The sequence below is a fragment of the Spirillospora sp. NPDC052242 genome (genome assembly GCF_040679555.1).
Taxonomy (GTDB): Bacteria; Actinomycetota; Actinomycetes; order Streptosporangiales; family Streptosporangiaceae; genus Spirillospora.
The window spans coordinates 113,843-137,682 of the sequence record NZ_JBFAUZ010000007.1; the positions used below are offsets into that span (position 1 = coordinate 113,843).

19 protein-coding genes and 1 riboswitch are annotated in these 23,840 nt (G+C 75.3%); of the genes, 1 reads left to right on the forward strand and 18 read right to left on the reverse strand.

From position 1 onward, the window contains the following. Window positions 1–46 precede the first annotated feature (46 nt). Window positions 47–177: riboswitch (FMN riboswitch) on the reverse strand. A 146-nt stretch (window positions 178–323) separates the two neighbouring features. From AB0L25_RS07955 to AB0L25_RS07995, 9 genes are all read right to left on the reverse strand, one after another. After that, a complete protein-coding gene (locus AB0L25_RS07955; RefSeq protein ID WP_500169787.1) occupies window positions 324–707 on the reverse strand; it encodes an STAS domain-containing protein in 384 nt (127 codons plus the stop codon). A gap of 539 nt (window positions 708–1,246) precedes the next feature. Beyond that, the gene (locus AB0L25_RS07960) at window positions 1,247–1,921 is read right to left on the reverse strand and encodes an HAD-IA family hydrolase (protein ID WP_500169789.1); all 675 of its coding nucleotides are present in this window, start codon (window positions 1,919–1,921) and stop codon (window positions 1,247–1,249) included. Continuing rightward, a complete protein-coding gene (gene rpe / locus AB0L25_RS07965; RefSeq protein WP_500169791.1) occupies window positions 1,918–2,595 on the reverse strand; it encodes a ribulose-phosphate 3-epimerase in 678 nt (225 codons plus the stop codon). The genes AB0L25_RS07960 and rpe overlap by 4 nt, the downstream gene beginning before the upstream one ends. A 12-nt stretch (window positions 2,596–2,607) precedes the next feature. Then, entirely contained in the window at window positions 2,608–3,570 is a 963-nt protein-coding gene (locus tag AB0L25_RS07970; RefSeq protein WP_500169793.1) for a phosphatase PAP2 family protein, read from the reverse strand. A gap of 59 nt (window positions 3,571–3,629) precedes the next feature. Then, window positions 3,630–5,069: an RsmB/NOP family class I SAM-dependent RNA methyltransferase gene (locus AB0L25_RS07975; RefSeq protein ID WP_500169795.1), complete on the reverse strand. Its 1,440-nt coding sequence runs from the start codon at window positions 5,067–5,069 to the stop codon at window positions 3,630–3,632. Continuing rightward, complete coding sequence (gene fmt / locus AB0L25_RS07980) at window positions 5,069–5,998, reverse strand: methionyl-tRNA formyltransferase (RefSeq protein WP_500169797.1); 930 nt, start codon at window positions 5,996–5,998, stop codon at window positions 5,069–5,071. Before fmt ends, AB0L25_RS07975 begins: the two co-directional genes overlap by 1 nt. Then, complete coding sequence (def, locus tag AB0L25_RS07985) at window positions 5,998–6,543, reverse strand: peptide deformylase (RefSeq protein ID WP_500169799.1); 546 nt, start codon at window positions 6,541–6,543, stop codon at window positions 5,998–6,000. Before def ends, fmt begins: the two co-directional genes overlap by 1 nt. A 67-nt stretch (window positions 6,544–6,610) precedes the next feature. Next, window positions 6,611–8,392: a hypothetical protein gene (locus tag AB0L25_RS07990; protein WP_500169801.1), complete on the reverse strand. Its 1,782-nt coding sequence runs from the start codon at window positions 8,390–8,392 to the stop codon at window positions 6,611–6,613. Window positions 8,393–8,408: 16 nt separating this feature from the next. Next, window positions 8,409–10,499 (reverse strand): primosomal protein N', encoded by a 2,091-nt coding sequence (locus AB0L25_RS07995; protein ID WP_500169802.1) that lies wholly within the window; start codon window positions 10,497–10,499, stop codon window positions 8,409–8,411. A gap of 355 nt (window positions 10,500–10,854) precedes the next feature. On the opposite strand from AB0L25_RS07995, the gene AB0L25_RS08000 reads away from it, so the two are divergent. Next, complete coding sequence (locus AB0L25_RS08000; RefSeq protein WP_500169804.1) at window positions 10,855–12,522, forward strand: DUF8823 domain-containing protein; 1,668 nt, start codon at window positions 10,855–10,857, stop codon at window positions 12,520–12,522. A gap of 52 nt (window positions 12,523–12,574) precedes the next feature. Here AB0L25_RS08000 and metK read toward each other — a convergent pair whose 3' ends face one another. The 9 genes from metK to carB all read right to left on the reverse strand — a co-directional run bounded on the left by metK (window position 12,575) and on the right by carB (window position 23,822). After that, window positions 12,575–13,780, reverse strand: coding sequence for a methionine adenosyltransferase (metK, locus tag AB0L25_RS08005; RefSeq protein ID WP_500169806.1), 1,206 nt, complete (start codon window positions 13,778–13,780; stop codon window positions 12,575–12,577). Window positions 13,781–13,896: 116 nt separating this feature from the next. After that, window positions 13,897–15,111 carry a bifunctional phosphopantothenoylcysteine decarboxylase/phosphopantothenate--cysteine ligase CoaBC gene (gene coaBC / locus AB0L25_RS08010; protein ID WP_500169808.1) on the reverse strand — a complete coding sequence of 405 codons (1,215 nt, stop codon included), beginning with the start codon at window positions 15,109–15,111 and terminating at the stop codon, window positions 13,897–13,899. A 106-nt stretch (window positions 15,112–15,217) separates the two neighbouring features. Continuing rightward, the gene (rpoZ, locus tag AB0L25_RS08015) at window positions 15,218–15,472 is read right to left on the reverse strand and encodes a DNA-directed RNA polymerase subunit omega (RefSeq protein WP_026405772.1); all 255 of its coding nucleotides are present in this window, start codon (window positions 15,470–15,472) and stop codon (window positions 15,218–15,220) included. Between the two features lie 53 nt (window positions 15,473–15,525). Further along, the gene (gene gmk, locus AB0L25_RS08020; protein WP_500169955.1) at window positions 15,526–16,137 is read right to left on the reverse strand and encodes a guanylate kinase; all 612 of its coding nucleotides are present in this window, start codon (window positions 16,135–16,137) and stop codon (window positions 15,526–15,528) included. 127 nt (window positions 16,138–16,264) lie between these two features. Further along, window positions 16,265–16,591, reverse strand: a complete 327-nt coding sequence (mihF, locus tag AB0L25_RS08025; protein WP_151016644.1) for an integration host factor, actinobacterial type — start codon at window positions 16,589–16,591, stop codon at window positions 16,265–16,267. A gap of 1,141 nt (window positions 16,592–17,732) precedes the next feature. Further along, a complete protein-coding gene (gene pyrF / locus AB0L25_RS08030) occupies window positions 17,733–18,443 on the reverse strand; it encodes an orotidine-5'-phosphate decarboxylase (RefSeq protein ID WP_500169811.1) in 711 nt (236 codons plus the stop codon). Further along, window positions 18,440–19,420 (reverse strand): dihydroorotate dehydrogenase, encoded by a 981-nt coding sequence (locus tag AB0L25_RS08035; protein ID WP_500169813.1) that lies wholly within the window; start codon window positions 19,418–19,420, stop codon window positions 18,440–18,442. The genes pyrF and AB0L25_RS08035 overlap by 4 nt, the downstream gene beginning before the upstream one ends. Then, window positions 19,417–20,319 (reverse strand): iron-sulfur cluster-binding protein, encoded by a 903-nt coding sequence (locus tag AB0L25_RS08040; RefSeq protein ID WP_500169815.1) that lies wholly within the window; start codon window positions 20,317–20,319, stop codon window positions 19,417–19,419. Before AB0L25_RS08040 ends, AB0L25_RS08035 begins: the two co-directional genes overlap by 4 nt. 128 nt (window positions 20,320–20,447) lie before the next feature. Then, the gene (gene carB, locus AB0L25_RS08045; protein ID WP_500169817.1) at window positions 20,448–23,822 is read right to left on the reverse strand and encodes a carbamoyl-phosphate synthase large subunit; all 3,375 of its coding nucleotides are present in this window, start codon (window positions 23,820–23,822) and stop codon (window positions 20,448–20,450) included. Window positions 23,823–23,840 lie beyond the last annotated feature (18 nt).

The following is a 23,840-nucleotide window of genomic DNA, read 5'->3' on the forward strand; positions in this document are numbered from 1 at the left end:
CGGGGGTACGGCAGATATGCCCACTACACCCCTGAACAGGGGCGTACCGCGCGCTGCCTCCCATCCGGACTTTCACCGTCGGTCCCGGAGTTCCACCGGGTCAACCGGCCGATGGTTTCGGCCGGGTCGCGGACTGTCACCGCCGGTTCGGAATTGCACCGACCCCGGAGCACGCGTTCATGCTTGCCAACCAGTGTGCCATGTCTCGCATTCCCCGCCTCTGTGAAAATCGCCACGACGGCGACCGCCCGGCCCGGCGCCCGCGCGGTGCGGGGCCGGCCGGTCGCGGCCCCGCCGCGGCGGCGGAACGGCGGACGCGCAGGTCAGCGGGCCTCCGCGTCGGGCCGTCCGGCCGCCTCCCGCACGGTCTCCACCGCGTCCGGGACGTCCGGGTGCGCGGGGATGATCCGGTCGATGCCGGTCATGCTCAGCAGCCGGGTGAGGCGGGCGGGGACCGCGGCCAGCGTCAGGGAGCCCTGCTCGGCGCGGAGCCGGCGGTAGAGCCGGATGAGCGCGTTCAGGCCGCTGGAGTCGCAGAACGGCACCCGGGACATCTCCAGGATCACGTGCGGGTGCCCCTCGCCCGCGGCGTCCAGCGCCGCGTCGGCCAGCAGCGGGCCGTTGTTCAGGTCGAGCTCGCCCGCGACGGACAGCACGGCGATCGGCCCGTGCCGCTCGACCACGGTCACGTCCAGCGCGATGCTCACGCTTCTCCCTCCTCGTCCGCCCGGGACGGGCGCGGGCCGGGCCCGGCGCCGTCACCGGCGCCCGGCGGGTCCGGGACGCGGTCGCGGCGCGGGACGCCGCCGCGCCGCGGCTTCCGGTGACGGTCTCCGGGGCCGACGCGGGCAGGTCCCCGCCGATCCGGAACGGTCCGAAGCGCCGGATCGGCGCCGTCCGGGGCGGTCGCAGCCGGGGAACGCAGTCTCATGACGGTGGGATGCCCTCCGGTCGCGGCCCCTACCGCGAAACCGCCGGATTCCGGCCGGGACCGACACGGATTCTGTTGCCCTATGGCAACTTTCACGCTAGTTGTTGTCTGCGCGGCCGGCGAACCCGAGGGGGCCGGCGGGACGGCGGGGGGCGAACGTGACTCCGCCGGTCCCGGTCCGTCCCTCCGCCCGGGAGACCCGGCGTCGATGCGGGGGGAGCGGCGGCGGTGGACGTCCACCGCCGTCGCTTCGCCGCCGCTCCGGCGGCCGGAGCCGGACGGCGGCGGCCGAGCGGGCGCGGTCGGGCGGGCGCGTCAGGCGAGCGTGAGGCCGTCCGGGCCCGGGGCGACGGCCGTCAGGTCCTCGATGACGTGGTGGGCCTCGCCCAGGGCCTCGGGCGGGTGGCTGGTCGTGACGGCGAGGACGGTCGCGCCCGCGGCGCGCCCGGCGGCCACCCCGGCGGGGGCGTCCTCGACGACCACGCACGCGGACGGCGCCGCGCCGAGCAGCCCGGCGGCGCGCAGGTAGCCGGACGGGTCGGGCTTGCCGTGCCGGACGTCCTCCGCGGTGACCACCACGTCGGGCAGCGGGATCCGGGCGGCGGCGGCGCGGGCCGCGAGCTGCCCCCGGTCCATGGACGTGACGAGGCCCCACGGCAGCCCGTTCATGCCCGCGAGGAGGTCGAGGGCGCCGGGGAGGGCGGTGATGCCGTCGGTCCCGGCGGCCTCCAGGGCGTCGAGGCGCGCGGTGGCCTCGGCGACGCGGTCCGGCGGCAGGAAGTCGGCGATGCGGTCGCTCGTGCGGCGCCCGTGCGCACCGGCGAGGAACTCGTCGGCGTCGATGCCGTAGCCGGGCGCCCACAGCCGGGCCGCGTGCTCGACGAGCGGCGTCGAGTCGATCAGGGTGCCGTCCACGTCGAACAGGACGGCGGCGCACGGCAGGCGCGTCCCGCCCGCCCGGTGCGCGCCGGTCGCGCGCCCGTCCGTCACCAGTCCGCCTTGGCGGTCGCCTCCTCGGCCTGGCCGCGCAGGCGGCGGACGGCCTCGGCCGGGTCGTCGGCGCCGTAGACGGCGCTGCCCGCGACGAACACGTCGGCGCCCGCCTCGGCGCACCGCTCGATCGTCTCGGCGCTGACGCCGCCGTCGACCTGCAGCCAGACGGGCAGGTCGCGGCCCTTGATCAGCTCGCGGGCGCGGCGCACCTTCGGCAGCACGACGTCGAGGAACTTCTGGCCGCCGAAGCCCGGCTCGACGCTCATCAGCAGGAGCATGTCGATCTCGCCGAGGAGGTCCTCGAAGCCGTCGACGGGCGTGGCCGGGTTCACTCCGAGGCCCGCGCGCGCCCCGGCGGCGCGGATCGCGCGCAGGGTGCGGATGGGGGCCTTGGCGGCCTCGGCGTGGATGGTGACGCTGCCCGCGCCGGCCTCGGCGTACTGCGGGGCCCAGCGGTCGGGGTCCTCGATCATGAGGTGGCAGTCGAGCGGGAGGGCGCTGCTCTTCAGCAGCGACTGGACGACCGGGAGCCCGAGGGTGAGGTTCGGGACGAAGTGGTTGTCCATGACGTCCACGTGCACCCAGTCGGCGGAGTCGGCGATGCGCGCGACGTCCTCGGCCAGTCGGGCGAAGTCGGCGGACAGGATGCTGGGTGAGATCTGCGGAGCCATGATGCGGAGAGTCTATTGCCGGAGGCCGGGCGGTCCGTCACCCGGTCGGGTGACGGCGGGGGTGGGATCGGGCCGCGCCCGCCCCGCGAGGCCCAGGCGGGCGAACGCCTCGGCCGTCCCGGCCGTCACCCACAGGCCGACGAGCGCCTGGACGGCGAACGCCTGGGCCGGGTGCGGGCCATCGAACGGCAGGTTCAGCGCGAGCAGCGGCAGTGCGCCCGCGACGCCGACGCCGATCCGGGCGAGGCGGCGCGGGACCGTCCCGCCGGGGTCGGGCAGGCCGCGCCGCGCGGCGATCGACAGGCCGGCGAGCAGCCCGGCCAGGGCGCCCGTGATCATGGCCGCCTGGGTGAGGCTCAGCGGCTCGATGTCGCCCCCGGCCTCGAGGATGGCCCGCCGCCACTCGGCGGGGTAGCGGAAGTCCTCGATGGGCTGGAGCGCGGCCCAGGACGCGCCCAGCAGCAGCAGGGACACGCCCAGGGACAGCAGCGTCTGGGCGAGCACCCGTTGCCGCCCCCACCACGCGACGACGGCGGGACCGGCCGTCAGCGCGAGGAACAGCAGCGCCCCGCCGATCGCCCAGCCCGCCAGGACCTGCCACACCGAGTGCACGCCCAGGTACACGCGGGAGACGCCGATCAGGACGATCATGACGACGGCGCCCGCCCACGGCAGCGGCCGCCGCGCCCGCGACGCGAGGAACCCCCACACGACGATCCCGTTCTGGGCGTGGCCGGACGGCATCCCGAACGACGAGTGCGCCGCGAGCCCCTCGACCGACGGGTCCGTCCAGAACGGCCGCGGATCGTGGAAGACCAGCTTGAGCAGCGTGTTCAGGGTCGCGCTGAGCAGCAGGAGCACCGCGCCGCGCGCGGCGAGCCGCGGCGCGACACACCAGTACAAAATCACCAAAAGCGGGACGTAGAAGGCCGCGCTGCCCGCGGCCGAGACCGCGTGCATGAAGCCGGTGAGCACGGACCTCCCTCCTCGGCGGGCGGCCCGGCGGTGAACCCGGGCCCTCCTCAAGGTGAACGTCAGACGCGGCGCAGGAGTGCCAGGAACATCGCGTCGGTGCCGTGGCGGTGCGGCCAGAACTGCGCGTACGGACCGTCGCCCAGCCCGGTGAGGCCCGGCGCCGACCCGGCCAGGACGGCCGGGGCGTCGAGCCGCTCGGCGCCGCCGTGCGCGCGGACGACGTCGTCGACCACGACGCGCGTCTCGGCCAGGTGCGGCGAGCACGTGACGTAGGCCACCACGCCGCCGGGGCGGGTCGCGTCGAGCGCGGCCGCGAGCAGCCGCCGCTGCAGCGGGCCGAGTTCGGCGACCGCCTCGGGGCCGCGCCGCCACCGGGCCTCCGGGCGGCGCCGCAGCGCGCCGAGGCCGGTGCAGGGCGCGTCCACCATGACCCGGTCGAAGGCGCCCGGCCGCCACGGCGGCGCGGTGCCGTCGGCGGCGAGCACCCCGGCGCGTCCGTCCACGGCGCCGCGGACGAGGCCCGCCCGGTGCGGCTGGACGTCGGCGGCGACGAGCCGCGCGTCCCGCCGCGTCGCGATCGCCGACAGCAGGCCCGCCTTGCCGCCCGGACCCGCGCAGACGTCGGCCCAGCGCGCGTCGCGTCCCTCCACCGGGACCTCGGTGAGCGCGAGCGCGACGAGCTGGCTCGCCTCGTCCTGGACGGCGGCGCGGCCCTCCCGGACGGCGGCGACGGCGGACGGGTCGCCGTCCGGCAGGACGGCGCCGAACGGCGAGTACGGGGCCGGTTCGGCGCCCGCCTCGACCAGCTCGGCGACCGTCGCGCGGCCGGGGCGGGCGACGAGCGTCACCCGCGGGCGGGCGTTGTCGGCGGCGAGCAGGTCCTCGACCTCGGCGGCGCCCACGGCGTCGCGCAGCGCCGACACGATCCACTTCGGGTGGCTGTGCGCGACCGACAGCCGCGTCACCGGCTCGGCGTCCGGCGGCGCGATGATCGCCAGCCAGGCGTCGAGGTCGCGCCCGGCGACCTTGCGGAGCACCGCGTTCGCGAACTTCGCCTGGCCGGGCCCGGCGACCGAGCGCGCCAGCTCCACGGTGGTGCCGACGGCGGCGTGCGGCGGGATGCGGGTGGCGAGGATCTGGTGGGCGCCGAGCCGCAGAACGTCCAGCAGCGGGGCGTCGATGCGGCGCAGCTCGCGGTCGCTGCACAGCGCCAGGACGGCGTCGTAGGTGCCGCGGCCGCGCAGCGTCCCGTAGGTCAGCTCGGTGGCGAGCGCGGCGTCGCGGCCGGTGAGGTCGCGGTCGCGGAGCCGGGCGGGCAGCAGCAGGTTGGCGTAGGCGTCGCGGGTCTCGACGGCGCGGATGACGTCGAACGCGGTGCGGCGGACGAGGTCCTGCGGGCGTCCGGTGCGGCGCGGGCCGCCGGGACGCCGCCCGGCGCCGCCGTCGCCCTTGCCCCGGTTGTCCCGGTTTCCGCCGTGTCTGCGGGTGGAGTGCGGCATCAGTGCAGCGCGTCCTCACCGGTGATGGCGGCGCCGCGCGCCCAGTCGGCGGCGGGCATGGGACGCTTGCCGGGCGGCTGGACCTCGCCGAGCACGACCGGGTGCGTGGCCGTCCCGACCAGCACCTCCTTCTTGCCCGCCCGCAGCCGCCCCGGGGGCAGCGGCTCGGCGTCCGGCGGCGCCGGGCGGACGGGCCCGAGCTTCAGCCGCGCGTCCCGGAACTCCGTCCACGCGCCCGGCGCGGGCGTGCACGCGCGGACGAGCCGGTCGACGTGCCGCGCGGGGGACGCCCAGTCGACGCGGGCGTCCTCCGGGGTGAGCTTCGGGGCGTGCGAGACGCCCTCGCCCGGCTGCGGGCGCGCCTCCAGCACCCCCGCCTCGATGCCGTTCATCGTGTCCAGCAGCAGGCCCGCGCCCGCGACGGCGAGGCGGCCGAGCAGGTCGCCGGAGGTGTCGTCCGGCCGGATCGGCTCGGTCAGCACCCCGTAGACCGGGCCGGTGTCGAGCCCCTCCTCGATCTCGAACGTCGCCGCGCCCGTCACGTCGTCGCCGTGCAGGATGGCGCGCTGGACGGGCGCCGCGCCGCGCCACGCGGGCAGCAGCGAGAAGTGCAGGTTCACCCAGCCGTGCCGGGGGATGTCGAGGGCCTCGCGGGGCAGCAGCGCCCCGTAGGCGACGACCGGGCAGCAGTCGGGCGCGATCTCCCGCAGCCGGTCGAGGAACTCGGGGTCGCGGGCCTTCTCCGGCTTGAGCACCTCGATCCCGGCGGCGGCGGCGCGCTCGGCGACGGGGCTCGCGGCGACGCGGCGGCCCCGGCCCGCCCGCCCGTCCGGGCGGGTGACGACGGCGGCGACCTCATGGTCGGAGGCCAGCAGCGCGTCCAGCGACGGCAGCGCCGTGCCGGGCGTGCCCGCGAAGACGAGCTTCATCAGAGCGCCTTCCCGAACGTGCGGTGCGGCGACTCCTTCACGACCGGCGCCGGGTCGCCGAACCACTCGGCCTCGCGGATCGCCTTCATCGCGGCCTTGCGCTGCTCCGGGTCCATCCGGTCGATGAAGATCACGCCGTCCAGGTGGTCGGTCTCGTGCTGGACGCAGCGCGCCAGCAGGTGCGTGCCCTCCAGCGTGATCGGCTCCCCGTGCATGTTGAAGCCCTTCGCGACGACCCCGACGGCGCGGGGCGTCGGGAACGCCAGGCCGGGCAGCGACAGGCAGCCCTCGTCGTCGGTCTCCTGCTCGTCCGACAGGTCCAGGGTGGGGTTGACGACGTGCCCGAGGCGGTCGTCCACGTAGTAGGTGAACACGCGCAGCCCGACGCCGAGCTGCGGCGCGGCCAGCCCCACCCCGGGGGCGTCGATCATCGTGTCGGTGAGGTCTTTCACGAGCTTGCGCAGCTCCTTGTCGAAGTCCTTCACCGGCTCGGCGGGAGTGCGCAGCACGGGGTCGCCGAAGAGGCGGATGGGCTTGACGGCCAAGGAGGGCTCCGTTTCCTGCAGGGTCGAACGCTCGATCGTGGGACGTACCGTCCAGTTTACGGAGGCGTCAGGCGGATCGCGCCTTGTAGGCGGCGGTGCGGGCGGTCTTCGCGACGGTCCGGTCGGGGCAGTGCTCGCCGAGGGCCTCCAGCACCCCGACCAGGTCCGGGTGCTCGATCCGCCACAGCTCGTCCACCATGGCCGCCATGTCGGCGTCCGCCGGGACGTCGGCGAGCGCGGCCTCGACGGCCTCCGCCGGGTCGGCGGCCTCCATCATCCCGGCGACCGTGTCGACGAACACCCACAGGTACTCGTCGCGGGTCAGCTCCCGGCCCTCCGGGTCGCCCGCCGCCGCCAGCCACATCGCCGCGTACGGGGCGGCGAGCGGATGCCCGCCCGCGGCGCGCACGACCGGCGCGGCCTCCGCGCCGATGCGGTGCAGGACGGACGCCGCGAGGCTGCGGGCGCCCGGCCCGCCGGTCCGCATGACGTCGAGGAGCTCGGCGGCGGCCGCCGCGGCGTCCCGGCCGTCCAGCCAGCCGCCGATCTCCTCGTCGGCCGTGTCGGGACGGTGCCAGACGAGGCCCGCGACCAGCTCCGCCGCCGTCGCGCCCGCCAGGTCGCCGACGACCGGCGCCAGGAACCCGTCGGCCACCAGCAGCTCCCGGACGGCCCACACGGCGAGCGGCGTCAGCGCGCGGCCGCCCGCCTCCCCGGCCGGTTCGACGATCCCCCACTCCCCCAGGACGTCCAACTCCCGGCGGAACGCGTCGGCGAGGAGCCGCGACATCGCCGCGCCCTCCTCCTCGACCACGTACTGCTCCCCGATGTGGTCGATCATCGCGGCGACGAGCTCGTCCGGCGGGGTCGGCTCCTCCTGCTCGTACAGGTGGATCAGGACGCCGGTCAGCGCGTTCTGCACCAGCTCGCCGGCGTCGAGCCCGTCCTCGTAGTCGTGCTCGGGCACCGCGACGGCGTCGAACAGCGGCAGCCACGCGGCCAGCAGCGCGGCGTCGTCGGCGGACCGCAGCCCCGCCAGCGCCGCGCCGGGCGCGGCGCGGCCGCCCTCGACGTCGATCACCTCGGCGGCGGCCGCCGCCCACCAGAGCCGCTCCAGCTCGCCGTCGGACCCGCCGTCCGGCTCCTTCAGCCCGAGGACGCGGCGGGCCTCCGCCGCGTCGTCGTCGGTGAGGGTCTCGTGCTCGGTCAGCTCGCGCTCGCCCGTCCACTCGGCCAGCGCGACGACCGCCGCGGTCAGCCGGGACGCGCGCGCCGCCGCGGCCAGCTCGGCCTCCGGCGCGATTCGGACCGGCGGGACGACGCGCTCCTCGACCTCCCGCAGGTACTCCTCGGTGCGCGCGAACCGCTCCGCCTCCGGCAGGCTCTCGAACTCGCGCACCCAGCTCTCGACGGCCTCCCGGTCGTCCATGGCGACGCCGTCGGCCCGCATCAGCCCCGCGACGACCTCCGCGGCGGCCTCCTGCTCGGCGGCGTCGAAGTCGCCGACGATCTCGGTGAACTCGGGCGCGGCGCGGTCGATCTCGGTCTCCAGCGCGGCCGCGTCCGGCGCGGTGACCGCCCCGGAGTCGCGCAGGTACGCCACGATGCCGCGCAGCGCCGCCAGCACGGTGGGGACGTCGTCGGCGGCCGCGACGACCGCCTCGGGGAACACCTCCAGCAGGAGGCTCCGGAGCCGCTCGGGGGTCAGCTCCCCGGGGCCCGGCAGGCCCAGCTCGTCCCGCATCAGCTCCAGCAGGATCCGCGTCCCCTGCTCGTCGAGCTTCTCTCCGCGCTCGTCCGCCCACCGCCGCAGGTCGCGGTCGGTCGACTCCACCCAGTTATCGGCCACCAGAGCACCCTATTGGTCAGATCAGCTCCAGGGGGTCGATCTCGACGCGTACGGCCTCCGCCGCTTTCCGCGCACTGCGAACGCCCCGGGCCTCCTTCAGCGCGCGCGCCAGCGCCGCACCGTCGCGCGGCGGGACGCGGACGAGCGCGCGCTCCCGCTCGGGGCCCTCCGCCCGCTGCCCGCCGGGCGCCGCCGCGACCGGCACGGGCCCCAGCACCTCCGCGGCGTCCGGGAGGCGCGCGTCGGCCAGCAGCTCGCGGATCGCGGCGGGCGTGCCGGTCAGCGACGCCATCCGCACCGCCGGCGGGAACCCGGCCTCGCGGCGCTCGGCCAGCTCCCGCTCCGCGAACGTCACCGGATCCCACCGGACGAGCGCCTGCACCGGCGGCAGCGTCCCGTCCGCCCCCACGACCACCGGCCCGCCCGGGCGGACGAGCGCCGCCGCGTTCATCCAGCGGCGCAGCGCCTCCTCGGCGGCCCGCAGGTCCGGACGGCCCAGCAGCACCCAGCCGTCCAGCAGCAGCGCGGCCGTGAACCCGTCCTCGGCCGCGGGCTCCGCGCCGGGCGTCGCCACCACCAGGGCCCGCTCCGGGCCGATCCGGTCGAGGATCGCGTCCCGCCCCGACGTGCGCACCGGCACCCCGGGGAACGCGCGCCCCAGCTCCTCGGCCGTCCGCTTGGCGCCCACGACCATCGCGCGCAACTGCGGGTGCTGGCACTCCGCGCACCGCCAGTCGCCCGCGATCCGCCCGCACCACCGGCAGTAGGGCGCGGCGTGCGACGACGGCAGCGCCAGCGGCCCCTGGCAGGCGCCGCACCGCGCGGGCGTCCGGCACCGGACGCACGCGAGCCCCGGCACGTAGCCGCGCCTCGGCACCTGCACCAGCACCGGACCGTCCTCGAGCGCGCGCCGGGCCGCCTGGAACGCCATGTTCGGCAGCCGCGCCGTGCGGGCGGCGGCGTCCCGCGCCAGCTCCCCGTCCTCCCCCACGAACCGGACGCGCGGCATGACCTGCCGGGTCCGCGCCCGGTCGGGGGCGAGCGCGTGCGCCCAGCCGGTCTCGACCAGCCGGGTCGCCTCGGTCGTCCGGGTGAACCCGCCGATCAGCGCCGCCGCGCCCGACCGGTGCGCCCGCAGCGCCAGCACCTCGCGCGGGTGCGGGTACGGGGCGTGCTGCTCGGCGTGCACGTCGTCGCCGTCGTCCCACAGCACCACGAGGCCGAGATCGGCGACGGGCGCGAACATCGCCGCGCGCGTCCCCACCACCGCGCGCGCCGTGCCGCGCAGGACCGCCAGCCACCTGCGGTACCGCTCCGCGGGCCCGGTCTCGGCGGTGAGGGCGACATGGCGCCCCTCCCCGAGCTCCGCGGCCAGCGCCGCGTCCACGCGGGCGACGTCGCGCCCGTCCGCCAGCACGACCAGCGCGCCGCGCCCGGCTCGCAGCGCCGTCGCGACGGCCCGCGCGATCGCGTCCGTCCAGCGGGGGCCGGGCAGCGCCGTCCACACCGCGCGCGGCGCCCGTCCCTCGGCCAGCGCGGTCAGGAACGACGGCCCGGCCGGGTACTCGGCCCACGGGCCCGGCCCCGCGTCCTCCTCCAGCGGGGGCGGCGGCTCCGGCGGCGGCTCGGCCTCGACCCGGGCGTGCCGCGGCGGGACGGCGAGCCGCACGACGTCCGCGAACGTCCCGGCGTACCGGTCGGCGACCTCCCGCGCCAGCGCGGCGACCTGCGGGGTGAGCACCGGTTCGGGCGACGTGACCCGTTCCACGTACATCAGGGCGCCCTCGTGGTCGCTCTCGGCGACCCGCTCCAGCAGCAGGCCGTCCACGAGCTGCCCCCGGAACCGGACCCGCACCCGGCACCCGGGCACCGCCTCGGCGTCGAGCTTCGCGGGCACCAGGTAGTCGAACGGACGGTCGAGGTGCGGCAGCGGGATGTCGACGGCGACCCGCGCGACCGGCAGCTCCCCCGCCGGCACCTTCGCGCCCTTCTTGGGCGGCTTCGCCGGCTTCTTCGCCCCGCCGCCCTTCGCCGGCCCCCGCGGAAGATCGGCGAGCCCGGGGATCAGGTCCGCTCCCCCGCTGTCTCCCCCGGCTCCCTTGGTCACGCCCCCGTCCTATCAGACACCCCCGACCACCCGCCCCCAACCGGGTCCCCCGTCGCATCGGCCGTGTCCCGAGCACGGCAGCCCCCCCGCCCGGCGCACCGCCACCACGGACAACGCACCCTCGACCCGGTGCCGAGCCGACTCCCGCCTGCTACCGAGCCGGTCGCGGGCCGCACTGGCGCTCCCCGGCGAGCCGCCGCCACGACATCCGAACCGGGCCGCTGTCGCGCTGGGCGCCGGGCGGGTCACTCCTGGAGAGGGGGCGGGGCGTCCGTTTTGTGCCGGGGGGCGGTTGCGTGAATCATTGGCGGATGCCTCCCGTACCCCTTTCGTTCAGCGTGTCCCGGCAGGTCTCGTGAGCGTCGCGCGAGCGCCCGGGCGGGCGGAGGTCCTGGTCGGGGACGCGCGGACGGGCCGTCCCGCGCCGCCGGAGCCCGGATGGCGGCGGTACGCGAGCCCGCGGCATCCGGTGACGGCGGCGGCGCTGACGGCCGTGGTCCTGCACCTGGTGTGGGCGCTGCTCCTGGCGACCGAGGGCGGCGACCTCGCCGCGCAGGCCGCCTGGACGGACTTCGCCGCCGCGCACCCCGGCGCCGCCTACAGCTTCTCCTGGTACGGCGGGATGCATCCCGTCTCCTACAGCGTCATCTCCCCGTACGTGATGGCGCTGTTCGGGATCCGGACGGTCGCCACCGTGACGGGCGTCCTGTCTGCGGTGCTGACCGCGCACCTGCTCGTGCGGTTCCGCGCGCCGGTGGCGCTGCCCGCGGCGGTGTGGGCGGCGTTCGCGCTGGCCTGCAACAGCGCCTCGGGACGGACGACGTTCGGCCTCGGCCTGACGTTCGCGCTCGCGGCGACGGTCCTGGTGTTCACGCGGCGCGGCACGCCCGCGCGGCGGGGCGCCGGGATGATCGCGTGCAGCCTGCTCGCGTCGCTGGCGAGCCCGGTGGCGGGGCTGTTCCTGCTGGTGCTGGCGGGCGCGCTGGTGCTGACCCGGCGGTTCCGCGCCGCGGCCGCCGTCGGGGCGGGGCTGCCGGTGGTGTCCGGGACGACGAGCGTGCTGTTCCCGTTCGGTGGGGTGCAGCCGATCTCGTTCGACGCGATCGTGCTCCCGGCGGTGGCGGGCGTCCTCGCGATCCTGGTCTGCGCGCCCGCGACGTGGCGGTTCGTCCGGCTCGGCGCCGGGGTGTACCTCGCCGGGATCCTGCTGACGTGGCTGATCCCCTCGCCGGTGGGCAGCAACGTGGAGCGCCTGTCGCTGCTGTTCGGCGGCATGTTCCTGCTCGTCGCCGTCGGGTGCGTGCGGGGCCGGGCGCGGCTCGCGGCGCTGTCGCTGGCGTTCGTGGTGACGGCCGCCTGGCAGGTCGTGAAGCCCGTGGACGACCTCGTCCACACCGAGCCCGCGGGGCGCGCCGCCGACCACGCGCGCGGGCTCATCGCGGAGCTGGAGGCGCTGGACGCGGACGAGAGCCGCATCGAGGTCGTGCCGCTGCGATCGCACTGGGAGTCGTCGGGCCTGGCCCGCGAGTTCGTCCTGGCGCGGGGCTGGAACCGGCAGGTCGACGCCGAACGGCACGGGCTGTTCTACGAGGAGGGCGCGCTCACCGCCGAGTCGTACCGCGACTGGCTGCACGAGTGGGCGGTCAAGTGGGTGGTGCTGCCCGCGCAGGAGGTCGACTGGGCCGCCGAGGAGGAGGCGGCGCTCGTCCGGTCGGAGCCGGCGTACCTGGCGGAGGTGTGGCGCGACGGCCACTGGCGGCTGTTCCGGGTCCGGCACGCGACCCCGCTGGTGGGCGCGCCGGGCACGGTGGCGCGGCTGGACGCGGGCGCGCTCGTCGTCGACATGCCGGCGGCGGGGTCGGTGCCGGTGCGGGTCGCCTGGTCGCCGTGGCTGGACGTCGGCGGCGGCGCGTGCCTGCGCCGCGAGGGGGAGTTCGTCCGGCTGGAGGTCCCGGCGGCGGGCCGCTACACGCTCGCGGCCCGGTACGGCGCCCTCGGGCACGGCGCGCGCTGCGCGTCCTGAGGGCACGCCGAAGGCCCCGGACGCGCGGTGCGTCCGGGGCCCGGTGCGTCCGTCAGAGTCCGGCGGCGGAGGCGAGGTCCTTCGCGCGGTCCGTGGACTCCCAGGAGAAGTCGGGCTCGGAACGGCCGAAGTGACCGTAGGCGGCCGTCTGGGAGTAGATCGGGCGGAGCAGGTCGAGGTCGCGGACGATCGCGCCCGGCCGGAGGTCGAAGACCTCGTCGACGGCCTTCTCGATCTTCTCCGGGTCGACCTTCTCGGTGCCGAAGGTCTCCACGAACACGCCGACGGGGTGCGCCTTGCCGATCGCGTAGGCGACCTGGACCTCGGCGCGGTCTGCGAGCCCGGCGGCCACGATGTTCTTGGCGACCCAGCGCATCGCGTACGCGGCGGAGCGGTCCACCTTGGACGGGTCCTTGCCGGAGAACGCGCCGCCGCCGTGGCGGGCCATGCCGCCGTAGGTGTCCACGATGATCTTGCGGCCGGTGAGGCCGGCGTCGCCCATCGGGCCGCCGATCTCGAAGCGGCCGGTCGGGTTCACCAGCAGCCGGTAGTTCTCGGTGTCGAGCTCGAACGCGGCCAGCACCGGGTCGACCACGTGCTCCTTGACGTCGGGCGTCAGGAGCTCCTTGAGGTCGATGTCGGGGGCGTGCTGCGACGACACGACGACGGTGTCGAGGCGGACCCCGCGGTCGCCGTCGTACTCGATGGTGACCTGCGTCTTGCCGTCCGGGCGCAGGTAGGGCACGGTGCCCTCCTTGCGGACGGCCGACAGCCGCTGCGCGAGCCGGTGCGCCAGCGTGATCGGCAGCGGCATCAGCTCGGGGGTCTCGTTGGTGGCGTAGCCGAACATCAGGCCCTGGTCGCCCGCGCCCTGCCGGTCCAGCTCGTCGCCGCGCTTGTCGCGGTCGTCGCCCGCGCGCGTCTCGTAGGCGTCGTCGACGCCCTGCGCGATGTCGGGCGACTGGGCGCCGATGGACACCGACACGCCGCAGGAGTGGCCGTCGAAGCCCTTCTTGGACGAGTCGTAGCCGATCTCGAGGATCTTCTCCCGGATGATGCTCGGGATGTCCACGTAGGTCTCGGTGGTGACCTCGCCGGCCACGTGCACCTGGCCGGTCGTGATCATTGTCTCGACGGCGACCCGGCTCTTCGGGTCGTCCTTGAGCATCGAGTCGAGGATCGCGTCACTGATCTGGTCCGCGATCTTGTCCGGGTGTCCTTCGGTGACGGACTCGGAGGTGAACAGGCGGCGAGACACGTACGTGAACTCCTTGCAGCGGCTGCTGACTGACGTCGCAGGACGGATGGTTCTTCTGTTCGGCGGGGTCGCCTCGCCCGGGCGACCCGAGGATCCCAGCAGTCTAGCGGGATCGATCAGGATCGAGGTTTCAGGCGGGCGGCGACCAGGTCCCACACGGTGTCGGCCAGTTCCTCCTTCGCGCCGCGCGGCACGTCGACGCTGGAGCCGTCCGCGCCGAGCACGACCGCCGCGTTGTCGGGCGTCCCGAACGCGAGGTTCTCGCCGACCTGGTTGACGACGAGGAGGTCGCTGCGCTTGCGGGCGAGCTTGGCCCGGCCGTTGGCGAGGACGTCGTCGGTCTCGGCCGCGAACCCGACGATCACCTGGTCGGGGCGGCGGCGCTCGCCGAGCTCGGCGAGGATGTCGGGGTTCTTGACGAGCGCGATCGGCTCGGGCTCCCCGTCCGGCGTCTTCTTGATCTTCGACCCCTGGTAGGAGGCGGGCCGGAAGTCGGCCACGGCGGCGGCCATCACGACGGCGTCGGCGTCCCCGGCGGCCTCCAGGACGGCCTTGCGCATCTCCTCCGCGGACCCGACGGGCACGACGCGGGCGCCGGCCGGGGCGGGCAGGGCGACGTTGGCGGCGACGACCGTCACCCGGGCGCCCCGCGCGACGGCGGTGCGGGCGAGCGCGTACCCCTGCAGGCCGGACGAGCGGTTGCCGATGAACCGGACGGGGTCGATCGCCTCGCGCGTCCCGCCGGCGGAGACGACGACGTGCCGTCCGGCGAGGTCGTGCGCGGAGCCGCCGCGCGCGAGGACGCGGCGGGCGACCTCGAACAGCTCGGCGGGGTCGGGCAGCCGCCCGGGGCCGGTGTCGGCGCCGGTGAGCCGCCCGGAGGCGGGCTCGACGACGATCGCGCCGCGGGCCCGCAGCGTCGCGACGTTGTCGCGGGTGGCGGGGTGCTCCCACATCTCGGTGTGCATCGCGGGCGCGAACACCACCGGGCAGCGGGCGGTGAGCAGGGTGTTGGTGAGCAGGTCGTCGGCCAGGCCGTGCGCGGCGCGGGCGAGCAGGTCGGCGGTGGCGGGCGCGACGAACACGAGGTCGGCGGTCTGCCCGAGCCGGACGTGCGGGACGTCGGAGACGCCGTCCCAGACGTTCGGGGAGACGGGGTGGCCCGACAGCGCCGCCCAGGTGGGCTCGCCGACGAAGCGCAGCGCGTCCGCCGTGGGGACGACGCGCACGTCGTGGCCCGACTCGGTGAGCCGCCGCAGCAGCTCGCACACCTTGTACGCGGCGATGCCCGCGCCGACGCCGAGGACGACGCGGGGCTTACCGGTGGTCATGCCATCACTCTCCAGGCTCACCGGCCCGGCTCACGCTCCCCAGGCGCGGCGCCCGGTCCGTTCGGGCCGTGCCGCCGGTCCCGGCGGGCGGGCGGCCCGGGTGGTCTCAGCCCTCGATGGGCTCGGCGTTGAGCAGGCCCTCGCGCGTCTCGCGGAGCGCGATCGACAGGGGCTTCTCCTGCACCTGGGTCTCGACGAGCGGCCCGACGTACTCCAGCAGGCCCTCGCCGAGCTGGGCGTAGTAGGCGTTGATCTGCCGGGCGCGCTTGGCCGCGATGCTCACGAGGCCGTACTTGGTGTCGACGACCTCGAGGAGCTCGTCGATCGACGGGTTGGTGATGCCTTCGCTGCTGGCTGCCACTCCGTGGCCTTCCACTAGGGTGCGGGCCGTGTCCGCCGGTGGGCGGACTTCGGTCATTGAACAGCCATCAAGGCTACCAGCTCGGAGCACACGTCCCGGACGGACGTGTTGACGAGCGTGACGTCGAACTCCTTCTCGGCGGCGAGCTCGACGCGGGCGGCGTCCAGGCGCCGTTCGATGACCTCGGGCGGCTCGGTGCCGCGGCCGGTGAGGCGGCGGACGAGCTCCTCCCAGGACGGCGGCGCGAGGAACACCAGCTGGGCCTGCGGCATGGTGCCCCGCACCTGCCGGGCGCCCTGCAGGTCGATCTCGAGCAGGACGGGCTCGCCGCGGGCGAGCCGCTCCTCGACGGGCCGGCGGGGGGTGCCGTAGCGGTTCCCGGCGAACTCGGCCCATTCGAGGAGCTCCCCTTCGGCGACGAGCCGGTCGAAACCGGCGTCGTCGACGAAGAAGTACTGCACGCCGTGGGTCTCGCCCGGGCGGGGGGCCCGGGTGGTCACCGAGACCGACAGCCACACCCGGGGGTGTGAGCGCCGGATCTCGGCGACGACCGTGCTCTTGCCGACGCCCGACGGCCCGGAGAGGACCGTCAGCCGACGGGCGAGCGGCCCGTGCGTTGGGGAGCCGTCCGGCGCAGTCATGGGTGCGCCGGAGTCGGGCGGGATGGTGCCCGCCCCGGGGAGCCCGCCGGGGAGCCCGGCACCGGTCGTCCCGGTGCCCGGCGCCCCGTTTCCGGGCAGCCCGGAGCCGGCCGCGGCGGTCAGACCGCCGCGCCCGCCCGTGAGTCGCGCGTCAGCGGTTCGCACTTCCGCCGAACTCACGCTCCAGGGAGGCGCGCTGGTTGGCGCCGAGGCCCCGCACGCGGCGGGACTCGGCGATGCCCAGGCGCTCCATGATCTGCTTCGCACGGACCTTGCCCACACCGGGCAGCGATTCCAGGAGGGCCGACACCTTCATCTTCCCGATGACGTCGTCGGTCTGACCCTCCTTGAGAACCTCGGCGAGCGAGGTTCCCCCGTGCTTGAGCCGGTTCTTAACCTCGGCCCGCTCCTTGCGGGCCTTGGCAGCCTTCTCCAGGGCTGCGGCGCGCTGTTCGGGGGTTAGGGGCGGAAGAGCCACGCCGGGTCACCTCAGGTTTCCACTCGACGGAGTCGGACGGGTTGGGAAACTAGCGAGTTGTTGCCCCATAAGGCAACGTGAAGTGCCGTTTAGCCCACCACAAATTCACGAAAATCACTCCCCGGAGTGTCCTCAATACGGAGTGTACACAACTTGGACGGTCCGGAAGTCGACCCCTGCACCTTGCTGGGACTTTCGGGAGATCGTGAAAAACCCCCCATTCCGACCCGGTTTGCGGCAGAAGGTACCGTTCGACGGGACGCTCCGGGCTCCCGCCGCGGGCCCCGCGCCGCGCCGTCGGACCGTTCCGGTGACCGTCCGGAACCCCCTCGGGACGGCCCGTGTGAACCTCCCCACAGGGCGTCCCGACCGAGTGACGCTCGTCACGCCGCGCCGTTCCGCACGTCGCGGCGGTCGCGCAACTGCCATCCTCGACAACACCCGCCCGCCAAGATCGTTCCCGTCCCGGAGGCCCGCCGCCCGACACCGCTCCCCCGTCCCGCGCCCGCGGGCGCGCCTCCGCACCCGTCCGCACGAGAACGGTCCGGCCGGCGAGCCGGACGCGTTCCGCCGTCCGGGAAACGCTCCCGCGAGACCCGTTCGTGAACACCCGGACGTTCCCGCGTATCGCATTGTGGAAGTCCCGGGGCGGCATTCGCGTGCCCGCCAATAACCGCAATGGGTGATCAGGGCCGCCCAACTGAGCGCCCTCTGCACGCGATGCTAAATCCGGCTCGCAAAGCAAATCTCGCCATACGGACCTCCCCCGCCCCATAAAGCCGTGCGCGCGCCGGTCATGACCGGCCGCGTGACAAACCATCGGTCAAGACACCCGCCGACGCATCCGCCGAGGCGGCGCGCAGCCCGGCGCGCGGCCGCCCCCGCGCGACGCCCGTCCGACATCTTCCCACGTCAGACCCGGTGCATCGCATCCGGGGCCACACCCGCACATCCCCGGACCGACCCCCCGGAACGCGACACATGAGACATCTCACCCACACGCGACCTTCATGACCCCGGCCATGACCCGCGGCCTGTCAAGACGAGCCCGCGGTCGGCCGTTCAGGCGACCGTGGACGGCGCACGCCAGGGTGTCGGCCACGCGGGGCGGGGCCCAGGACCGGGCGCTGGGGTGGGTGGGTCAGGGGGTCGTGGGGGGTTCGGTGGTGGTGCGGCGGAGGGCGGCGGCGAGGGCGGCGGCGGCCGCGCCCGGGTCCGGGGCGCCGGTGATGGGGCGGCCGATGACGAGCAGGTCCGCGCCGGCGGCGAGGGCCTGCTCGGGCGTCGCGACGCGGGCCTGGTCCTGGACGTCGGCGCCCGCGGGGCGCACGCCGGGGGTGACGAGCGCGATGTCCGGTCCGACCTCGGCGCGCACGGCGGCGGCCTCCTGCGGCGAGCACACCAGCGCCTGCGCGCCCGCCTCGACGGCCAGGACGGCGAGGCGGCGGACGGCGTCCGGCGCGGGGCCCTCGATGCCGAGGCGGGCGAGATCGGCGTCCCCGAGGGACGTCAGCACCGTCACCGCGGCGATCTTGGTGGCGGGGGCGGCCTCCACGGCCTCCCGGATCATGGCGGGCCCGCCCGCGGCGTGCACGGTGAGGAAGGACGGCTTGAGCCGCGCGACGGCGCGCGCCGCGCCCCGGACGGTGGCGGGGATGTCGTGGAGCTTGAGGTCCAGGAACACCTGCACGCGGCTGGCGCCCCGGACGCTCGCGACGACGTCCGGGCCGTACCGCAGGTACAGCTCGAGGCCGACCTTGACGGTGGAGACGTGCGGCGTGACCAGGGTGGCCCAGCGCGCGGCCGTCTCCAGGTCGGGCGCGTCCAGCGCGACGGCGATGGGGGCGGTCACGTTCTCTCCTTCTCGGGCTCGTCGGGCCGCACCTGCGGCGGCACGTAGCCGGCGGGCCGATGGGCCAGCCCGACGGCGTCGGCGAGGCTCCCGATCCCGCGGGCCGCGAGGGCCTCGTCGAGTTCGCGCAGGATGCGGGGGCCGGCCGTGGGATCGTGGAACAGGGCGGTGCCGACGGCGACCGCCGACGCCCCGGCGAGGACGAACTCCAGCGCGTCCAGGCCCGTGGCGATGCCGCCGACGCCGATGATCGGGGTGCGGGGCAGCGCGGCGTGCACCTGGTAGACGCAGCGGACGGCGACCGGGCGGATCGCCGGGCCCGACAGGCCGCCGGACACGCCGGTGAGGGCGGGCCGCAGCGTCTGCGGGTCGATCGCCATGCCCTCCATCGTGTTGATCAGCGTGAGCCCGTTCGCGCCCGCGTCGACGCACGCCAGGGCGATCGTGACGATGTCGGTGGCGTCCGGGGCGAGCTTGGCCAGCACGGGGACGCCGGAGCGGGCGTGCTCGCGGACGGCGCGGACGACCGCGGCGGCGGCCGCCGGGTGCCGTCCGAAGGTCCCGCCGCGGTCGCCCGCGTTCGGGGCGGCGAGGTTGACCTCGATCGCGGCGACGCCGGGCACGCCGCGCAGCCGCCGGGACAGGTCGCCGTACTCCTCGACGCTGTTGCCCGCGACGGACACGATGGTGCGGACGTCCTGCTCGATGAGCCACGGCAGGTCGTGTTCGAGGAACGTCTCGATGCCGGGGCCCGGGAGCCCCATGGCCGTGAGGAGGCCGCTCGGGGTCTCGGCCACGCGTGGTGTGGGACGTCCCGCGCGCGCTTGGGGCATCACGGAGGTGGTGACGAACGCGCCCAGGCGGGAGAGCTCGAAGAACTGGGAGAGCTCCCGTCCGGTGCCGCCGCACCCGGACGCGGTCAGGACGGGGTTGGGCAGGCCCAGGGGGCCGATCGAGGTCCACAGCCGATCGCTCACCGCTCGCTCCCCTCCGTGACGCCGCGCGCGCCCGGCGACAGCACGCGCGGCGCGCCGAGCGCGTCGAACGGGATGGTGCCGAGGTCGCCCCACCGGACGCGGTCGCCGCGCAGGACGGGCCCGTCCGCGCAGGCGCGCACCATGCGGGTGACGCCGTCGTCGCCGTGGACGGGCAGCACGCACGTCATGCAGACGCCGGTGCCGCACGCGCCCGTCCGCTGCATGAACTCCTCGACCGAGACCTGGGACGGCAGCCCGAAGTCCCCGGCGATCTGGGTGACCGACCGGAGCAGGTCGGTGGGGCCGCACCCGTAGACGACGTCGGCGGCCGTCTCGTCGATGACGCGGGGCAGCACGTCCCGGACCGTCCCGCGGTCGCCGAGCGTCCCGTCCGCCGTGACGACGGTCGCGCTGTCGCCGATGCGCTGCGCCATCCGCGACCCGAACACCTGCCGGGCCGACGGGCCGCCGAGGACGAAGTGGACGCGGCAGCCGCGCCGCAGCAGCGAGTCGGCGAGCGCGAACAGCACCGCGCCGCCGGGGCCGCCGCCGACCAGCAGGCAGTTCACCGGGTCGCGGGGCAGCCGGAACGGGCGGCCGAGCGGGCCGAGGAGGTCGAGCTGGTCGCGGGAGCGCAGCCCGGCGAGCCATCCGGTGCCGGGCTCGGTGTCGGCGAACACGACCTCGACGGTGCCGCCGTAGTCGGACTTGACCTCGTGCACCCCGAAGCAGCGGCGGACGAGCCGGGCCGTGTGCCGGCCGCCGACGGCGACCGCGATGAACTGGCCGGGCCGGAACCGCTCGGCGATGGCCGGGGCGACCAGCGTCATCGCGTGGTAGTCCTGCACCTGGCGGACCGTCAGGACCGTCGCCGACGTCTGCACCGGTGTGTCGGACACCCGTCTCCCTCTCCTCGTCGCCTCGCCGCGCCGGACTCCCGGGCGCCGCCGATCCGGCCCGGACGCCGCGCACCGGCGGGCGCGCCCCCGCTCGTCCGCGGGGCGCCCGCCGGTGCGCGGCGGCGACGTCAGCCGGTGGCCGGGTCGCCCGCGCCGTCCGTGCCCGTGCGGCCGTGCGCGCCGCTGAGCCGCTCGGCGTGCTCCTGCAGGGAGCGGACGCCGATCTGCCCGCCCGCGACGGCCTCGATGCCCTGGACGGCGGCGGCGAGGCCCTGCACGGTCGTGACGCACGGTACGCCGCGCAGCACGGCCGCGGTACGGATCTCGTACCCGTCGAGCCGGGGCCCGGACTGGCCGGGGCCGCCGAAGGGAGTATTGACGATGAGGTCCACCTCGCCGTCGAGGACGCGCCGCACGATCGTGGGCTCGCCGTCCGGGCCGGGTCCCTCGCTGTGCTTGCGCACGATCTTGGCATGGACGCCGTTGCGGTGCAGGACCTCGGCGGTCCCCTCCGTGGCAAGAATCTCAAAGCCCAGGTCAGCGAGGCGCTTCACCGGGAACACCATGTGCCGCTTGTCCCGGTTCGCCACGGAGACGAACGCCCGGCCCTTGGTCGGCAGCGAGCCGTAGGCGGCCTGCTGCGACTTGGCGAACGCGGTGCCGAACACCTCGTCGATGCCCATGACCTCGCCCGTCGAGCGCATCTCCGGGCCGAGGATCGTGTCGACGCCCTGGCCGCGCGCGTTGCGGAACCGGTCGAACGGCAGGACGGCCTCCTTGACCGCGATCGGCGCGTCCAGCGGGAGGTTCCCGCCGTCGCCGGTCGCGGGCAGCAGGCCCTCGGCGCGCAGCTCGGCGATCGTCGCGCCCATCATGACGCGGGCGGCGGCCTTCGCGAGCGGCACGGCGGTCGCCTTGGACACGAACGGGACGGTCCGGGACGCGCGCGGGTTCGCCTCCAGGACGTACAGGACGCCCGCGGACAGCGCGTACTGGACGTTCATCAGCCCGCGCACCCCGACGCCGCGGGCGAGCGCCTCGGTGGCCTCGCGGATGCGGCGGACGTCGTCGTGCCCGAGGGTGATCGGCGGGAGCGCGCACGCGGAGTCGCCGGAGTGGATGCCGGCCTCCTCGATGTGCTCCATGACGCCGCCGAGGTAGAGGTCCTCGCCGTCGAACAGGGCGTCGACGTCGATCTCGATGGCCTCGTCCAGGAACCGGTCGACCAGCACCGGGTGCTCCGGGCTCGCCTCGGTGGCGCGGGCCATGTACGACTCGAGCGTGACGTCGTCGTACACGATCTCCATGCCGCGCCCGCCGAGCACGTAGGACGGCCGCACCAGCACCGGGTAGCCGATCTCGGCGGCGATCTCGCGGGCCTCGGCGTAGGAGGTGGCGGTGCCGTGCTTGGGCGCGAGGAGCCCCGCGCGGTGCAGGACGCGCCCGAACGCGCCGCGCTCCTCGGCGAGGTGGATGCTCTCCGGGGACGTGCCGACGATCGGGACGCCCGCGTCCTTGAGCTTCTGCGCGAGGCCGAGCGGGGTCTGCCCGCCGAGCTGGACGATCACGCCCGCGACCTCGCCGGTCTGCTGCTCGGCGTGCACGACCTCGAGGACGTCCTCGAGGGTGAGCGGCTCGAAGTACAGCCGCCCGGACGTGTCGTAGTCGGTGGAGACCGTCTCGGGGTTGCAGTTGACCATGACGGTCTCGTAGCCCGCCTCGGCCAGCGTGAAGGACGCGTGGACGCACGAGTAGTCGAACTCGACGCCCTGCCCGATGCGGTTCGGGCCGCTGCCGAGGATCAGCACCTTCGGCTTCGTCCCGGCCGGGACCTCGGTCTCCTCGTCGTAGGACGAGTACATGTACGGGGTCTTCGCCTCGAACTCGGCGGCGCAGGTGTCCACGGTGAGGTAGACGGGGCGGATGCCGAGGGCGTGCCGGACTTCCCGGACGACCTCCTCCGACAGGCCCCGCAGCTCGCCGATCTGCGCGTCGGAGAAGCCGTGCCGCTTGGCGGCGAGGAGCTTCTCGCGGGTGAGCGCGTCGTCGGCGGTGCGGATCTCCTCGGCGACGGCGTTGATCGCGGCGATCTGGTCGAGGAACCAGGGGTCGATGCCGGTGGCGGTGTACAGGTCCTGGAGGGTCGCGCCGGCCCACAGCGCGCGCTGCACGTCGCGGAGCCGTCCGTCGTGCGGACGGGACGCGGACTCGACCAGCGCGGCGACGTCGAGGCCCGAGGCGTCGTCCTTGCCCGCCCAGGCGAACGACGACCCCTTCTGCTCCAGCGAGCGCAGCGCCTTCTGCAGGGCCTCGGTGAAGCAGCGGCCGATGGCCATGGCCTCGCCCACCGACTTCATGTGGGTGGTGAGGGTGCCGTCGGCGCCGGGGAACTTCTCGAACGCGAACCGCGGGACCTTCACCACGACGTAGTCGAGCGTGGGCTCGAACGACGCGGGCGTCTCGCGGGTGATGTCGTTCGGGATCTCGTCGAGGGTGTAGCCGATCGCGAGCTTCGCGGCGATCTTGGCGATCGGGAAGCCGGTGGCCTTGGACGCCAGCGCGGACGACCGCGACACCCGCGGGTTCATCTCGATGACGATCATCCGGCCGGTGCCGGGCTGCACCGCGAACTGGATGTTGCAGCCGCCGGTGTCGACGCCGACCTCGCGGATCACCGCGATCGCGACGTCCCGCATGTTCTGGTACTCGCGGTCGGTCAGCGTCATCGCGGGCGCGACGGTGATCGAGTCGCCGGTGTGCACGCCCATCGGGTCGAGGTTCTCGATGGAGCACACGATGACGACGTTGTCGGCGCGGTCCCGCATGACCTCGAGCTCGTACTCCTTCCAGCCGAGGATCGATTCCTCGAGGAGCACCTCGCTGGTCGGGGACGCGTCGAGGCCCGCGCCGGCGATGCGGCGCAGGTCGTCCTCGTCGTGGGCGAAGCCGGAGCCGCGGCCGCCCATCGTGAACGACGGCCGCACGACCAGCGGGTAGCCGAGCTCGCCCGCCGCGGCCATGACCTCGTCCATCGTGTGGCAGATGACGGACCGGGCGGACTCGGCGTTCAGGCCCTGCTCGCGCGCGACCTTGGCGACGATCTCCTTGAACATCTCCCGGTTCTCGCCCGCCTGGATGGCGTCGACGTCGGCGCCGATCAGTTCGACGCCGTACCGCTCGAGGACGCCGCTCTCGAACAGCGCGATCGCGGTGTTGAGGGCCGTCTGGCCGCCGAGCGTCGGCAGCAGCGCGTCCGGCCGCTCCTTGGCGATGATCTTCTCGACGACCTCGGGGGTGATCGGCTCGACGTAGGTGGCGTCGGCGAACTCCGGGTCCGTCATGATCGTCGCGGGGTTGCTGTTGACCAGCGTGACGCGCAGGCCCTCGGCCTTCAGCACGCGGCACGCCTGGGTGCCCGAGTAGTCGAACTCGCAGGCCTGGCCGATGACGATCGGCCCGGAGCCGATGACCAGGACCGACTTCAGGTCTTCGCGGCGCGGCATTACCTTGCACCCTCTGTA